At 36.8% G+C, this 16,717-nt stretch carries 11 protein-coding genes and 1 tRNA gene; all 12 read left to right on the forward strand.

The window, feature by feature from the left end; all coding sequences use genetic code 11:
* Positions 1 to 85 precede the first annotated feature (85 nt).
* The 12 genes from rpoB to G6W45_RS02340 all read left to right on the forward strand — a co-directional run bounded on the left by rpoB (position 86) and on the right by G6W45_RS02340 (position 16,717).
* Positions 86 to 4,231, forward strand: a complete 4,146-nt coding sequence (gene rpoB, locus G6W45_RS02285; protein ID WP_194167382.1) for a DNA-directed RNA polymerase subunit beta — start codon at positions 86 to 88, stop codon at positions 4,229 to 4,231.
* Complete coding sequence (gene rpoC / locus G6W45_RS02290) at positions 4,218 to 8,732, forward strand: DNA-directed RNA polymerase subunit beta' (RefSeq protein WP_021091033.1); 4,515 nt, start codon at positions 4,218 to 4,220, stop codon at positions 8,730 to 8,732. The genes rpoB and rpoC overlap by 14 nt, the downstream gene beginning before the upstream one ends.
* A 121-nt stretch (positions 8,733 to 8,853) precedes the next feature.
* The gene (locus G6W45_RS02295) at positions 8,854 to 9,243 is read left to right on the forward strand and encodes a DoxX family protein (protein WP_194167383.1); all 390 of its coding nucleotides are present in this window, start codon (positions 8,854 to 8,856) and stop codon (positions 9,241 to 9,243) included.
* Between the two features lie 131 nt (positions 9,244 to 9,374).
* Positions 9,375 to 9,773 carry a 30S ribosomal protein S12 gene (gene rpsL / locus G6W45_RS02300; protein ID WP_021090705.1) on the forward strand — a complete coding sequence of 133 codons (399 nt, stop codon included), beginning with the start codon at positions 9,375 to 9,377 and terminating at the stop codon, positions 9,771 to 9,773.
* 78 nt (positions 9,774 to 9,851) lie between these two features.
* Positions 9,852 to 10,322: a 30S ribosomal protein S7 gene (gene rpsG / locus G6W45_RS02305; RefSeq protein WP_107695338.1), complete on the forward strand. Its 471-nt coding sequence runs from the start codon at positions 9,852 to 9,854 to the stop codon at positions 10,320 to 10,322.
* Positions 10,323 to 10,334: 12 nt separating this feature from the next.
* Positions 10,335 to 12,413 carry an elongation factor G gene (gene fusA, locus G6W45_RS02310; protein WP_087576841.1) on the forward strand — a complete coding sequence of 693 codons (2,079 nt, stop codon included), beginning with the start codon at positions 10,335 to 10,337 and terminating at the stop codon, positions 12,411 to 12,413.
* Between the two features lie 79 nt (positions 12,414 to 12,492).
* A tRNA-Arg gene (locus tag G6W45_RS02315) sits at positions 12,493 to 12,569 on the forward strand.
* A 414-nt stretch (positions 12,570 to 12,983) separates the two neighbouring features.
* A complete protein-coding gene (locus G6W45_RS02320; protein ID WP_194167384.1) occupies positions 12,984 to 13,361 on the forward strand; it encodes a rhodanese-like domain-containing protein in 378 nt (125 codons plus the stop codon).
* 150 nt (positions 13,362 to 13,511) lie between these two features.
* Positions 13,512 to 13,946, forward strand: a complete 435-nt coding sequence (locus G6W45_RS02325; RefSeq protein ID WP_021090517.1) for a Dps family protein — start codon at positions 13,512 to 13,514, stop codon at positions 13,944 to 13,946.
* Positions 13,947 to 14,028: 82 nt separating this feature from the next.
* On the forward strand, positions 14,029 to 14,616 hold the full coding sequence (locus tag G6W45_RS02330) for a hydrogenase-4 component G (RefSeq protein WP_194167385.1): 588 nt from the start codon (positions 14,029 to 14,031) through the stop codon (positions 14,614 to 14,616).
* A 133-nt stretch (positions 14,617 to 14,749) separates the two neighbouring features.
* A complete protein-coding gene (locus G6W45_RS02335; RefSeq protein ID WP_072594871.1) occupies positions 14,750 to 15,187 on the forward strand; it encodes a hypothetical protein in 438 nt (145 codons plus the stop codon).
* A gap of 255 nt (positions 15,188 to 15,442) precedes the next feature.
* On the forward strand, positions 15,443 to 16,717 hold the full coding sequence (locus G6W45_RS02340) for an OprD family outer membrane porin (RefSeq protein ID WP_194167386.1): 1,275 nt from the start codon (positions 15,443 to 15,445) through the stop codon (positions 16,715 to 16,717).

Raw genomic sequence — 16,717 nt, forward strand, 5'->3', positions numbered from 1 at the left:
GGGCACAGGCTCTCTCTTTTTTAAATTTTAGATGCCTTGTTAAAAGGCTATACTTTTCTTTCAAAATTACCACGAGGTAGATGCAATGTTAAATAGCTTATACTCAGGAAATCGTCTTAGGGTTGACTTCTCTAATGTCGTTAAGGAGATAGACGTTCCGAACCTACTACAACTACAAAAAAAGAGCTTTGATAATTTTTTAAATCTAAATAACAATCAAACAGAAAGCGGTATAGAAAAAGTTTTCAAATCAATCTTTCCAATACATGATCCGCAAAATCGTTTGACTTTAGAATATGTTGGCTCAGAAATTGGAAAACCAAAATATACGATCAGAGAGTGTATAGAAAGAGGTCTTACATACTCTGTAAATTTAAAGATGAAAATACGTCTTATCGTTCATGAGAAAGATGATAAGACAGGTGATAAAGTCGGTGTTAAAGATATAAAAGAACAAGAAATTTTTATACGCGAAATTCCACTAATGACTGATAGAATTTCATTTATTATAAATGGTGTTGAGCGTGTTGTTGTAAATCAACTCCATAGAAGCCCAGGTGTTATTTTTAAACAAGAAGAGAGCGCGACTGTTGCAAATAAATTAATTTATACAGCTCAAATAATACCTGATCGTGGCTCTTGGCTACATTTCGAATATGACACAAAAGATATTTTATATGTTAGGATAAATAAACGTAGAAAAGTACCAGTAACTATATTATTTAGGGCGCTTGGATATAAAAAACAAGACATTATTAAGTTGTTTTATCCGATACAAAATTTAATTATTAAAAATAACAAATTCTTAACTCTTTTTAATCCTGAAGATTATTTGGGAAGAGTTGAATATGATATAAAAAACGAAGATGGAGAAATTCTTCACCAAGCAGGCAAACGTCTAACTAAGAAAAAAGCTGACAAGTTGATCGAGGATGGCGTAAAATTTGTTGAATACCCAGTTGAAGCACTTATCGGTAGATACTTGGCAAATCCTGTAATAAATACAGAGAGTGGAGAAATTTTATATGATACACTATCTGCTCTTGACGAGAATAAACTTGCAAAAATTTTAGCTGAACATGAAAGTATTGAGATTATAAATAACTCTGCTGCTGGTGTTGATGATGCGATTATAAATTCTTTCATAGCTGACAACGATATGCTTAAGGTTTTAAAACAAACTGAGGGCGTGGATGATGAAAATGATCTTGCGGCTATTAGAATTTATAAGGTCATGAGACCAGGAGAGCCAGTTGTTAAAGAGGCTGCAAAGAGTTTTGTAAATGATATGCTATTTAACCCTGAGAGATACGATTTAACAAAAGTTGGTCGTATGAAAATGAATCATAAGCTCTCTCTTGATGTGCCAGAATACGTTACTTTACTAACAAGCGAAGATATCATAAAAACTGCGAAATATCTTATAAAGGTTAAAAACGGACAAGGTCACATTGATGACCGAGATCACCTTGGCAACCGCCGTATAAGGTCAATCGGTGAGCTACTTGCTAGCGAACTTCACCTTGGTTTCGTAAAGATGCAAAAGGCAATCCGCGACAAATTTACAAGCTTAAGTAATAATACCGAAGAAATTATGCCATACGATCTCATTAACCCAAAAATGATTACTGCAACAATTATGGAATTTTTCACAGGTGGACAGTTAAGCCAGTTTATGGATCAGACAAACCCACTTAGCGAAGTTACTCACAAGCGCCGTCTATCTGCGCTTGGCGAGGGTGGCTTAGTAAAAGAGCGTGCTGGCTTCGAGGTGCGTGACGTTCACCCAACCCACTACGGCAGAATTTGTCCGGTTGAGACTCCAGAAGGTCAAAATATTGGTCTTATCAATACGCTTTCAACCTATGCAAAAGTGAATGATCTTGGCTTTGTTGAAGCGCCTTACAAAAAAGTTGTAGATGGCAAAGTGACTGATGAGATAGTTTACTTAACCGCAACTCAAGAAGAGGGCAATGTTATAGCTCCAGCATCAACTAAACTTGATGAAAATGGACACATTGTTGAGGACTTGATTGAGGTTAGAAAAGATGGCGAGATGATGCTTGCCCGTAGAGAAGATGTTGCTTTGATCGACCTTTGTTCTGGTATGATAGCTGGTGTTGCGGCTTCACTTATTCCATTCCTAGAGCATGATGATGCTAACCGTGCTCTCATGGGTTCAAACATGCAACGTCAGGCAGTGCCACTACTTCGCTCAACTGCTCCTATTGTTGGAACAGGTATGGAAAGCGTTATTGCAAGAGATGCATGGGAAAGCGTAAAAGCAAAACGTAGTGGTGTGGTTGAAAAGGTTGATAATAAAAATATATTCATTTTAGGCGAAGACGAAGCTGGTCCATATATCGATCATTACTCTTTGGAGAAAAATTTAAGAACAAACCAAAATACGACTTTTTCTCAACATCCGATAGTTAAAAAAGGTGATGAGATTGTTGCTGGCCAAATAATTGCTGACGGTCCAAGTATGGAAAAAGGCGAGCTAGCCATTGGTAAAAACGCACTAATAGCATTTATGCCTTGGAATGGCTACAACTACGAAGACGCGATCGTCATTAGCGAAAAAATGATACGTGAAGATGCTTTTACAAGTGTTCATATTTATGAAAAAGAGATCGAGGCTCGTGAGTTAAAAGATGGCGTTGAGGAGATAACAAAAGATATACCAAACGTCAAAGAAGAGGAGCTCATGCACCTTGATGAAAGTGGTATTGTAAAAATTGGTACAGAGATCAAACCTGGCATGATTCTAGTTGGTAAAGTATCTCCAAAAGGCGAAGTTAAGCCAACTCCAGAAGAGAGATTACTTCGTGCTATCTTTGGTGAAAAAGCAGGCCATGTTGTAAATAAATCGCTCTATGCTTCAGCTTCAATGGAAGGCGTTGTTGTTGATGTTAAAATTTTCACCAAAAAAGGCTATGAAAAAGATAGTAGAACGAACAAAGCTTATGAAGAAGAGAAGACGCTTTTAGAAAAAGAGCACCACGATAGACTGCTTATGCTAGACCGCGAAGAGATGCTAAAAGTTACAGCACTTCTGTCTAAAAACCCACTAGCGAGCGATCAAGAGGTAAATAAAAAAGAGTATAAAAAGGGCTCAAAGATCAATAAAGCTGACTTTGAGAATATCAATAGATTTACTCTAAATGCCATCGTAAAAAGCTTTTCAAAAGATATCCAAAAGAAATATGATGAGCTAAAAAATTATTTCCAAAATGAGAAGAAAAAGCTCAAAGAAGAGCACGACGCTAAGATAGAAATTTTAGAAAAAGATGACATTTTACCAAGTGGCGTTGTAAAACTTGTAAAAGTTTATATAGCTACAAAACGCAAACTAAAAGTTGGCGATAAGATGGCTGGACGTCACGGCAACAAAGGTATCGTTTCAAATATAGTTAGAGAAGTCGATATGCCGTATCTTCCAAGCGGTCAGATCGTTGATATCGTGCTAAACCCACTAGGCGTTCCAAGCCGTATGAACATCGGTCAAATTTTAGAGAGCCACCTTGGTCTTGTTGGTTACCGCTTAGGCGAGCAGATCAATGAAATTTTTGAGACCAAAAAAGGTGAGTGGATAAAAGAGCTAAGAGCTAAGATGATAGAGATTGCAAGCGTTGCTAAGCTAATGGACGCTAAAAAAGCTCTTGGTAAGATGAGTGATGAGAAGCTTCTTGAATATGCAAAAGATTGGAGCAATGGCGTAAGATTTGCAACTCCGATTTTTGAAGGTGTTAAAGCTGACGAATTTGCAAAACTATTTGAGATGGCAAAGATAGATAGCGACGGTAAAACTGAGCTATATGACGGACGCACAGGCTCAAAGATAAGAGAACGCGTTAATGTTGGTTGTATGTATATGCTAAAACTTCACCACTTGGTTGATGAAAAAGTTCACGCAAGAAGTACTGGACCATACAGCCTTGTTACACAACAACCAGTCGGTGGTAAGGCGCTATTTGGTGGTCAAAGGTTTGGTGAGATGGAGGTTTGGGCACTTGAGGCTTATGGTGCCGCTCATACACTAAGAGAGATGCTAACTGTAAAATCAGATGATGTTGAGGGAAGACTTTCTGCTTACAAAGCTTTAACAAGAGGTGAAAACGTTCCTGAGACTGGTATCCCTGAGACGTTCTTTGTTCTAACAAACGAGCTAAAATCACTAGCTCTTGATGTAGAAGTATATGATGAGGATGAGACAAATGAAACTAACTAATTTAAAACCAGTTGAGATAAAAGAAGAGCATAGACCTCGTGATTTTGAAGCTTTTCAACTTCGTTTAGCAAGTCCTGAGAAGATAAAATCTTGGAGTTATGGTGAGGTTAAAAAACCAGAAACTATCAACTACCGCACGCTAAAACCTGAGCGTGACGGCTTATTTTGTGCGAAAATTTTTGGACCGATCCGTGACTACGAGTGCCTTTGCGGCAAATATAAAAAGATGCGTTATAAAGGCATTAAGTGTGAAAAGTGCGGCGTTGAAGTAACGACATCTAAAGTTCGCCGCTCTCGCATGGGTCACATCGAGCTTGTAACTCCAGTGGCTCACATCTGGTATGTAAATTTCTTGCCAAGCCGTATTGGTGCGCTTCTTGGTATTAAGATGAAAGATCTTGAGCGCGTACTTTACTATGAGGCATATATTGTTGATAATGCTGGTGAGGCTTATTACGACAATGAAAATTCTAAAAAAGTTGAAAAATACGACGTTTTAAATGAAGAACAATATCAAAGCCTAGCTTCAAGATACGAAGAGACTGGTTTTACAGCTAGAATGGGTGGTGAGGTCATCTATGATATGCTAGCCGAGCTTGATTTGATGGAAATTTTAAATCAACTAAAAGAAGAGATGGAGTCTACAAATTCTGAGGCCAAGAAAAAGACTATAGTAAAACGCCTAAAAGTTATCGAGAGCTTTTTAAATTCAGGCAACCGTCCAGAGTGGATGATGATAACAAATTTGCCAGTTCTTCCACCTGATCTTAGACCGCTAGTCAGCCTTGATGGTGGTAAATTTGCTGTTTCAGACGTAAATGACCTATATCGCCGCGTAATAAACAGAAATAGCCGTCTAAAACGTCTACTTGAGCTTGATGCACCTGAGATCATTATCAGAAATGAAAAGAGAATGCTTCAAGAAGCTGTTGATGCGCTATTTGATAATGGCCGCAGAGCAAATGCAGTAAAAGGTGCAAATAAGCGCCCACTAAAATCACTAAGCGAGATCATCAAAGGTAAGCAAGGTCGCTTCCGTCAGAATTTGCTAGGTAAGCGTGTTGACTTCTCTGGACGTTCTGTTATCGTCGTTGGTCCAAAGCTAAAGATGGATCAGTGCGGTCTTCCAAAGAAAATGGCTCTAGAGCTATTTAAACCACATTTGCTTGCTCGCCTTGAAGAAAAAGGCTATGCGACAACTGTTAAGCAAGCTAAAAAGATGATAGAAGATAAGACAAATGAGGTTTGGGAGTGCTTAGAAGAGGTAGTTAAAGACTATCCAGTTATGCTAAACCGTGCTCCGACACTTCACAAGCTTTCCATCCAAGCGTTTCACCCAGTGCTTGTTGAGGGCAAGGCGATTCAGCTTCATCCACTAGTTTGTGCGGCGTTCAACGCAGATTTTGACGGTGACCAAATGGCTGTTCACGTACCACTATCGCAGGAAGCTATCGCTGAGTGCAAAATTTTGATGCTTAGTTCAATGAACATCTTGCTTCCTGCAAGCGGTAAGGCTATCACAGTTCCTTCACAAGATATGGTTTTAGGAATTTATTATTTAAGCCTAGAGAGAAATGACGAAAAAGGCGCAAATAAAATTTTCTCAAGCGTTGATGAAGTAATGATCGCTGAAGAGGCTAATACTCTTGGTCTTCACGCTAAAATCAAAACAATGGTTGATAACAAGATCATCTTTACAACAGCTGGTCGCTTGATTTTAAGAGCCATACTTCCTGATTTTGTTCCTGAAAATATGTGGAATAAGATCATGAAGAAAAAAGACATTGCAAATTTGGTTGATTATGTTTATAGAAATGGCGGTCTTGAAGTAACGGCTGACTTCCTTGATAAGCTTAAAAATTTAGGCTTTAGATATGCAACAAAAGCAGGAATTTCTATCTCTATTGCTGATATCATCGTACCTGATAGCAAGCAAAAATATATTGACGAAGCTAAGAAAAAAGTTCGAGAAATTCAAAAGCAATACGGCGCTGGTCTTTTAACAGATAGTGAGAGATACAACAAGATCATTGATATCTGGACAGATACAAACAACAGCGTTGCAAGCGAGATGATGAAACTTATCCAAAATGATAAGGGCGGATTTAACTCGATTTATATGATGGCAGACTCAGGTGCGAGAGGTAGTGCAGCACAAATTCGCCAGCTAGCTGGTATGCGTGGTCTTATGGCAAAACCTGATGGTTCGATCATCGAAACGCCTATCATTTCAAACTTCCGTGAAGGTCTAAACATAATGGAGTACTTCAACTCAACCCACGGAGCTAGAAAAGGTCTTGCAGATACAGCGCTAAAAACCGCTAACGCCGGTTACTTAACAAGAAAACTAATCGATGTTGCTCAAAATGTTAAAGTCACAATGCATGACTGCGGTACGCACGAGGGTGTTGAAATTACAGATATTACAGAGAGTGGCGAGCTAATAGAAAGCCTTGAAGAAAGAGTATTAGGCCGTGTTTTAGCAGATGATGTGATCGATCCTATAACAAATGAAATTTTATTTAGCGAAGGCACGCTACTTGATGAAGAAAAAGCTAGAGCTATAACTGAGGCTGGTATAAAATCAGTAAGCATTAGAACACCTATCACGTGCAAGGCACCAAAAGGCGTTTGTGCAAAATGCTACGGCTTAAACTTGGGTGAGGGCAAACTTGTAAAACCAGGTGAAGCAGTTGGTATCATTTCAGCCCAATCTATCGGTGAGCCAGGTACACAGCTAACACTAAGAACATTCCACATCGGTGGTACGGCTTCTACTGAGCAACAAGATCGTCAAGTAATCGCCCAAAAAGAGGGATTCATCAGATATTATAACCTTAATACTTATGATAATGGCGATAAGAAGATCGTTGCAAATAGAAGAAGCGCGGCTGTACTACTTGTTGAGCCAAAGATTAAATCAACGATTGACGGCAAAATAGAGATCGAATATGCCCACGAAGATGTAAATATCGTGATAAAAGGTAAAAAAGAAGAGGTTAAATATACAATTAGAAGAAATGATCTTGCTAAGCCAAATGAATTAGCTGGTGTTAGCGGAAAGATCGAAGGAAAGATGTATATACCTTATGTAAGTGGCGATAAGGTAAAAGAGAATGAAAGTATCGTTGAGATCATAAAAGAGGGTTGGAATATCCCAAATCGTATCCCATACGCTAGTGAACTTAAAATTTCAGACGGAGATCCTGTAACTCGTAAAATTTTAGCTGACGCAAATGGCGTGGTTAAATTTTTCATATTAAAAGGTGATTATCTTGATAGAGTTAAAGATATCAAAAAAGGTCACAAAGTAACTGAAAAAGGTTTCTTTGTAGTTGTTTCTGATAAAGATGGACGTGAGGCGGTTCGCCATTATATCCCAAGAAATTCTATCATTCAAGTTTCTGATAATGATGCAGTTGAGAGAGCGACAGTGGTTTCGTTACCTGAAAAAGATGATAAGTTGATTATTGCTGAGTGGGACCCATACTCAACTCCAACTATTGCTGAAGAAGCTGGCGTGGTTAGCTTTGAAGATATTGAACCAGGATATAGTGCGACTGAGCAAGCTGATGAGGCGACTGGACAAAGACGTCTTGTTATCAATGAATACTTACCAAGCGGTGTAAAACCTGCGATTATTATCGCTACTAAAAAAGGAAATTTAATCAAGTATCCGCTTGATCCAAAAACTGCGATCTTTGTCTCAAGTGGTGATGAAGTAGCTCAGGCTGATATTTTGGCTAAGACCCCAAAAGCTGTTGCTAAGTCAAAAGATATTACCGGCGGTCTTCCAAGAGTAAGTGAGCTATTTGAAGCAAGACGTCCTAAAAATACAGCCATCGTTGCAGAGATTGATGGCGTGGTTAGATTTGATAAACCACTTCGCTCAAAAGAGCGCATAATCATCCAAGCCGAAGATGGCACAACTGCTGAGTATTTAATCGAGAAAAGTCGTCAGATCCAAGTAAGAGATGGGGAATTTGTCCATGCTGGCGAGAAACTAACTGATGGGCTAATCTCAAGCCATGATATTTTAAGAATTCTTGGCGAAAAAGCACTTCACTACTATTTGATTAGCGAGATTCAACAAGTTTATCGTCGCCAAGGTGTTGCGATCGCAGATAAACATATCGAGATCATCGTCTCTCAAATGCTTCGCCAAGTCAAAATCGTCGATAGTGGAAATACAAATTTCATAGTTGGCGATATGGTCTCAAGAAATAAATTTAAAGAAGAGAACGAGCGTATCATGAACATGGGCGGTGAGCCAGCTATTGCTGAGCCGATCTTGTTAGGCGTTACAAGAGCAGCTATCGGAAGTGATAGCGTGATCTCTGCTGCATCGTTCCAAGAGACAACTAAAGTCTTAACAGAAGCATCGATTGCTGCTAAATTTGACTATCTTGAAGATCTAAAAGAGAACGTTATTCTTGGACGTATGATCCCAGTCGGAACTGGTTTTTATAAAGATAAAAAAGTAAAAATCAAAGAAAACTAATACTTTAAGCCCCTATTTTTGGGGCTTAACCTCCTTAAAAAATTAAATCAATTAAAAATTTACAAGCTATTAACTATCACCTAATAAAATCCTTATTTTTAAATCACATCATGGAGAATTCATGAAAAATGTTGATCTTGGACTTTTGTTTATACGTTTAGGACTTGGTATCTGCCTTTTTATGCATGGTTTTGGTAAAATTTTACATGGACTTAGTGGGGTAAAAGGTATATTGGTCAATGCTGGTTTGCCTGAATTTTTAGCATATTTTTCTTATCTTGGAGAAGTATTAGCACCCATAATGTTAATTATTGGTTTTTATTCAAGGATAGGTGCTATCCTAGTTTTAGGTACTAGTATTACTATTTTATACTCGTACTATGGATTTACAAATTTATTTGCATTAAATGAAGTTAATGGCTTTAAATCAGAACTTATTTACCTTTATATTGCTATTTCACTTTGTATTCTTTCGATAGGTAGTGGCAAATATGCTGTCAAGCAAGACTAATACAAAATAAAGACAGCAGAGTTTTTATAAAATCAAGAATTAGATGAGTAAGTCTAACTTATTAACCGTTATTTAAGTTTATTTTAAATAAAATTAGGTCTTTTTAATAAATTTAGTTGAAAGGAATTATTGTGCCAACCATAAATCAATTGGTCAGAAAAGAACGCAAGAAAGTGACTGTTAAGTCAAAATCTCCAGCGTTAAAAGAGTGCCCTCAAAGAAGAGGAGTTTGCACTAGGGTTTATACTACAACTCCTAAAAAACCAAACTCAGCTTTGAGGAAAGTTGCCAAAGTCAGGCTAACAAGCGGTTTTGAAGTCATCAGCTATATCGGTGGTGAAGGTCACAACCTACAAGAACACAGTATCGTTTTAGTTCGCGGTGGTAGGGTTAAAGACTTACCAGGTGTTAAATATCACATCGTTCGTGGTGCACTTGATACTGCTGGTGTTGCAAAAAGAACAGTTTCTCGTTCTAAATATGGTGCGAAACGCCCTAAAGCTGGCGCTGCAGCTGCAACAAAAAAGTAAAAATTTAGGTTCGCAGACGTTGCTAAAATTTGCAAACGTTTGAGTAAAATTTCATAAAAATTTGAAGGAAAGATCAAAATGAGAAGAAGAAAAGCCCCTGTAAGGGAAGTCTTACCTGATCCGATTTACGGAAATAAAATAATCACTAAATTTATTAATTCTCTTATGTATGATGGAAAAAAAAGCGTCGCTACTGAGATAATGTATGGTGCCATTAAAGCCATAGAAAAGAAAAATGCTGAGGTTAAAGGCATCGATATTTTTAACGATGCTATTGAAAATGTAAAACCTATTTTAGAAGTTAAATCACGCCGTGTTGGTGGTGCTACTTATCAAGTGCCAGTTGAGGTTCGCCCAGCTCGCCAACAAGCCCTTGCTATTCGCTGGCTTATAACTTACGCTAGAAAGAGAAGCGAAAGAACTATGATAGATAAACTAGCGAATGAGCTCTTAGATGCGGCAAACTCAAAAGGTGCATCTTTCAAGAAGAAGGAAGATACTTACAAGATGGCAGAAGCTAATAAAGCATTTGCTCACTACCGCTGGTAAGAAAGAATTAATATGGCAGAGAGAAAAACGCCTTTACATAAGGTAAGAAATATCGGTATTGCGGCTCACATTGATGCTGGAAAGACAACTACTAGTGAGAGAATTTTATTTTTTACTGGTATGAGCCATAAAATAGGTGAGGTTCATGATGGTGCTGCTACCATGGACTGGATGGAACAAGAAAAAGAGCGTGGTATTACTATTACTTCAGCTGCAACTACGGCATTTTGGAAGGGTTATCAAATAAACCTAATTGATACTCCGGGACACGTTGACTTTACTATCGAAGTTGAGCGTTCTATGCGTGTTCTTGATGGTGCTGTTTCAGTATTTTGTTCTGTTGGTGGTGTTCAACCACAATCAGAAACTGTTTGGAGGCAAGCAAATAAATATCACGTACCAAGAATCGTTTTTGTTAATAAAATGGATAGAATTGGTGCAAATTTCTTTAGAGTTGAAGAGCAGATTAGAGAAAGACTAAAAGCAAACCCAATACCTATTCAAATTCCTATAGGTGCTGAGGATAACTTTAGAGGTGTGGTTGACCTTGTAAGAATGAAAGCTTACGTTTGGAATGATGAGAAAAAGCCAACTGACTATGTTGAAGAAGAAATTCCAGCTGAAGTTAAAGAAAAAGCAGAGGAATACCGTGCAAAACTAATCGAAGCAGTTTCAGAGACAGATGATAGCTTGATGGAGAAATTTTTTGCTGGTGAAGAGCTAAGTGAAGAAGAGATTAAAAAAGGCATAAAAGCAGGCTGCTTGAGAATGACTATCACGCCTATGCTTTGTGGAACTGCGTTTAAGAACAAAGGTATCCAACCTCTACTTGATGCTGTTGTTGATTATTTACCAGCTCCAGATGAGATTGCAGCGATAAATGGTGTTTATGAAGATGGCGCTGAAGTGACTGTTGAAAGTACAGATGATGGCGAATTTGCCGCTCTTGCGTTTAAGATTATGACTGACCCATTTGTTGGACAGCTAACATTTATCCGTGTTTATAGAGGAAGCCTTGAAAGTGGTAGCTATGCTTACAACACAGTTCAAGACTGCAAAGAGAGAATCGGTCGTTTGCTAAAAATGCACTCAAATAAACGTGAAGAGATTACTGAGCTTTTTGCTGGTGAGATCGGCGCTGTTGTTGGTCTAAAAAATACTCTAACAGGTGATACTCTAGCTAGCGAGAAAGATAAAGTTATCCTTGAAAGAATGGACTTTCCAGAACCAGTTATTAGTGTTGCAGTTGAGCCAAAAACAAAAGCAGACCAGGAAAAAATGGCAATAGCACTTCAAAAACTAGCTCAAGAAGATCCAAGTTTTAGAGTTAGCACAGACGAAGAGAGCGGACAAACTATCATTAGTGGTATGGGTGAGCTTCACTTGGAGATCATAGTTGATCGTATGCTCCGTGAATTTAAAGTAGATGCTGAAGTTGGACAACCACAAGTTGCTTATCGTGAGACTATTCGTAAGACAGTTGAGCAAGAGTATAAATATGCTAAACAATCAGGCGGTCGTGGTCAATATGGTCACGTATTTTTACGTATTGAGCCGCTTCCAGCTGCTAGTGGATTTGAATTTGTTAATGATATCAAAGGTGGTGTTGTTCCAAAAGAATATATTCCAGCTGTTGAAAAAGGTTGCAAAGAGGCACTTCAAAGCGGTGTTCTTGCTGGTTACCCAGTTGAAGACGTTAAAGTTACACTATTTGATGGTAGCTACCATGAAGTTGACTCATCTGAAATGGCGTTTAAACTTGCTGCTTCAATGGGCTTTAAAGAGGGTGCTAGAAAAGCAGGTGCGGTTATCCTTGAACCTATGATGAAGGTTGAAGTAGAAACTCCAGAAGAGTATATGGGTGATGTTATAGGCGACCTTAACAAACGCCGTGGCCAAGTAAATTCAATGGATGATAGAAATGGTGTAAAGATCATTGCAGCTTATTGTCCATTAGCTCAAATGTTTGGCTATTCAACAGATCTTCGTTCAATGACTCAAGGCCGTGCAACTTATTCAATGGAATTTGATCACTACGAAGAAGTTCCTAAAAACGTAAGTGATGAGATCATTAAAAAGAGAAATGGCTAATTAACCAAAGAAGGGCAGAGTAATCTGTCCTTTAAAAATTAATTATTCTGATAAAATTTATCTACAAAATATATGAATTGTCCTCATAGCTCAGCTGGATAGAGCGTAGAATTCCTAATTCTAAGGCCACAGGTTCGAACCCTGTTGGGGACACCATCCATCAGCAATCATTTTTGTAAAATACAAAGTATCCAAACAAGTGTTTTTTAAAATATACTAAAACGTATAATAAGATATAGCAATTTATAAAAAATATTCTTATGCTGATCAGCAAATAGAGTAAAAGAAAAAATAGAAAGAATAAACTTTTAAAAAATAAGATCATAAGTGATATACAAATAAGATCACTAAAATCAAAGAAAAATTTTTATAAAAATGTGTAATGGTAAGCAGCTGTATTTTTCATCAATCTAGTCGGTTTATCTATATATGCATTCGTAGTGGGCTTAGCTTTTTTATCAACACGTTATATTATTAATTTTTATCTAAACTAATAAATTTTATCAACAAAAATTTTTATATATTTAATAATCCGTGCTAACATTTCAAAAATTTATTTAAGGAGAGTAGATGAAAAAAATTTTACTTTTAGGAGCTGTTTGTTGTATGTTGTCAGCTGCTGTTAAAACTGTTAATATAAGCCCAGATGAGATCAAAAAATATGATCAAATTATCGATATAAGAACTCCATCTGAGTGGCAAGAGACTGGCGTTATCGCAGGTGCAAAGACTATAACTTTTAATCCAAACGATAAGAGTGCATTTTTAGAGGAGCTTTCAAAGGCAGTTGATGTCAAAAAACCTATTGCTCTTGTTTGTAGAAGTGGCAGAAGAAGTACAGCAGCAGCCGCAGCGATAGATAGCTCGGATCTTAAGATAATAAATTTAGATGGAGGTATGAGTAGCTTGATCGAGCAAGGCTATAAAACTACGCCTTATAAAAAATAGACAAATTTTGTGATCCTATATTTGACTACAAGATAAATTTATTTTGTAGTCAAATTTTATATCAAATAATAAAATTTATTATTTGATTAACCACCGATTAACTCTAGCTATATATAATTTCATCATATTTATAATAAAGAAGGAGACAAAATGTCAAAAGTTATTTTACAATTAAATGTTATTCAGGCTGATGCAAATGCACTTTATATTAAATTTCACGACCTTCATTGGAATGTAAAAGGTATTCAATTTTTTAGCGTTCATGAATACACAGAAAAGGCTTACGAAGATATGAGTGAGATATTTGACGATGCAGCTGAGAGAGCTCTTATGCTTGGTGGCAGACCTATCGTCAAGGCTGAGGAGCTAGCAAAAGTTACTCATATCAAACACGAGCCAAAAGAAATTTACACTCCAACAGAGGTTTTAGAGATTGTCTTGGCTGATTATAAACACCTTTTGGGCGAGTTTAAAAAGCTTGACGAGCTTGCAGAAGGCGATACAACAACTCAAATGTATGCACAAGATCAAATCGCAAAATTTGAAAAAGCGATCTGGATGCTAAACGCAACACTTAGCAAATAACTACTAGCGGGAGTTTTCCCGCTTTATCTAAATAAATTCTACTTTTTGGCGATATTGATTCTATAAATTTTAAGGAGTCAAAATGAAAATTTCTCAAATCGCAAACTCATATAATAGTTCAAGTATAAAAGAAAATGTAAAATCAGAAATTTCACTTCATAAAGATGAAAAGGATATCTCTAAAAAAGAGTCTGAAATTACAAATTTAACAGCCAAAGACATTTCAAATAGCTACTTTTCGCAGTATCAAAAAGAGATCGTTAAAAGCAGTAGTTCAAATTTATTAGCTCAAGGTGGCTTAAGCTTTAATGCGCCTAAAAATTTATCAGAAATTTTATCAGGCATTGATCTTGTAAATATCGGCTATAACGGTAAATCTTTAAACGAGCTAAGTAGTGACGAGGCAAATGATCTTATTAGCGAGAATGGATTTTTTGGTATCACAAATACGGCTGATAGGATAGCTAGCTTTGTGTTAAATGGTGCAGGTGATGACATAGAAAAACTAAAAGCTGGTAGAGATGGTGTGGCAAAGGGTTTTGAGGATGCGAAGAAAATTTGGGGAGGCGAGCTTCCTGAAATTTCACAAAAAACTATCGAAAAGACTCTTGAGACACTTGATAAAAAGATCGCTGAGCTTGGCGGTAACGTTTTAAATGTTTCAGCTTAACTATTTTAGGCAGGCTCGCCTAAGATAAATTTGTATGATCGTGTATATAAATTTAGATACGATCCTTTAATTTCCCACAAAATTTATTTAATCTTAAAAGTTATACTTCGCCGTTTTACACTAAGGAGAAGAGATGAAAGCTAAAATTTTACTTCCACTGGCAACTGCTATCATGTTTTTGGGTTGCTCATTTTTTGAGGATAACCCACCAGTGCGAAAACAGCCAAGACAGGTCATGCAAAATACACCAGTAAAAAGCTCAATCAAAGGTTTTATAAAAGAGGTTACTTATAAAGATTCAAAATACTGCTATGAAATAGTGGCGAGCGATACAAAAAACCACAAACTCAATAAAGCAAATTTTTGTGCAAATAGATACTATTATGATAAAGGCGACTTAGTCTATGCAACATTTTATGCAGATAAACTTATAGATATGCTTCTTATAAAAGAGGGCGGCTCTCGTGGCTTATATAATGGTATAAAAAAGCCACAAAATGAAGTCATTATTAAAAGAAAAAATGTAAAAACAAATATCGAAGTGCCAAAAGAGGAAAAAATTTCTTTTTAATTACCGTTGATTTACTGCTTGCTTATATAATTTCAACAGCAATCAAAACTAGAACTCCTTTTAAGGGGCAAAGCAACAGCCCCTTTTTCTTTTTATTCCTTTAAAATTTTGTCCTTGTTTTATTTAAAATTATCAACTTGTATCTATTTTTGATTAATTACGGTAAACGATCGGTAACTGAAATTAAAAATTTTAAGCTTCATGTTAAATTTTATTGATTATAATCGTCGACACAAAACCTTAAAAGGAGAAAAAATGAAACTAACAAAAATTAGTTTAGCCGCTTTGGTTGCTTTAGGTGCATTTTCAAGTGTAGCAAGTGCTACTCCACTTGAAGAAGCTATAAAAAATGTAGATCTTTCAGGATTTGCAAGATATAGATATACAAACGATAAAAAACACGGTGAGTTTTCTAATACAAAATCAGAGTCTGGCTCAAAAGCTGGTCATCAATTTAAAGCAGTAACAAATTTTAAAGCTGCTATCGATGATAACTTCTTTGGTGTTATTGGTTTAAGATATAACGCTACTGATAAATCTGGTGATAATACTCAGGGCAATCAAGGCTCTAGAGGCACTGGTACAGATAAAACAAATACAACCAATGCCTTTGAAGTTCATCAGTTCTATCTTGGTTATAAAGCTGGAAACACCACTATAACAGCTGGCAAACAAGAGATTGGCTCATTCTTTACAGATGATGCTATCGCTACTGGTGTAAGAGTGGTAAATGAAGATATTGAAGGACTAACACTTACTGCTTTAGCTTTTGATGCAATTGAGGGTGATAGTGTTGAGAGTGATGGAGATCTATATGTAAATACTGGTTACTTAAATATTTATGATGTTGGTAATCTATATGCGGCTGGTATAGCTGGCTCATATGATCCTATTAATTTCCAACTATGGTATGCTAGCCTAACAAATCTAGCTGATCTACTTGCAGCTGATGTTTCAGCAAATTTTGCTATTAATGATGATGTTAGCTTAGGTGGTAGAGTTAACTATATAAATACTACTGTAGATAAAAGTGCAAAAGCACATCTTTCTAAAGGTATAGATGAATCTAATGGCGTTGCAAACTATAATGATGGTAACTTCTATGCTGGCGAACTTACAGCTTCACTATTTGGCTTTGATTTGAGAGCTGGTTATATGGGTTGGAAAGTTGATAATAAAGGTGTAACATCATTTGCTCTTGAAGATAAAGGTAGTCTAATAGATGTTGGTGAGCTTACACTTGATCCAACTTGGGCTGATGGAAAAGCAAACCTAGTATATGGAACAGCTGGATATACATTTGATAAATTTACAGTTGGTGTTGATTACATAAAAGGCCACATTAAACACGCTGCAGCTGCTGGCGAAAATGGCAAAGAAAAAGTTGAAGAGATTACTCCAAGATTTGCATATGAGTATAGCAAAAAGCTAACATTTAGCTCATACTATGCATTCAAAACTTCAAAATTTGCTGATGAGGCTAAAAACAAAGAAGATCAATTCAGATTTGAAGCTAAATACTCATTCTAA

Source organism: Campylobacter concisus, from assembly GCF_015229955.1.
In the GTDB taxonomy this organism is placed as follows: Bacteria; Campylobacterota; Campylobacteria; order Campylobacterales; family Campylobacteraceae; genus Campylobacter_A; species Campylobacter_A concisus_AT.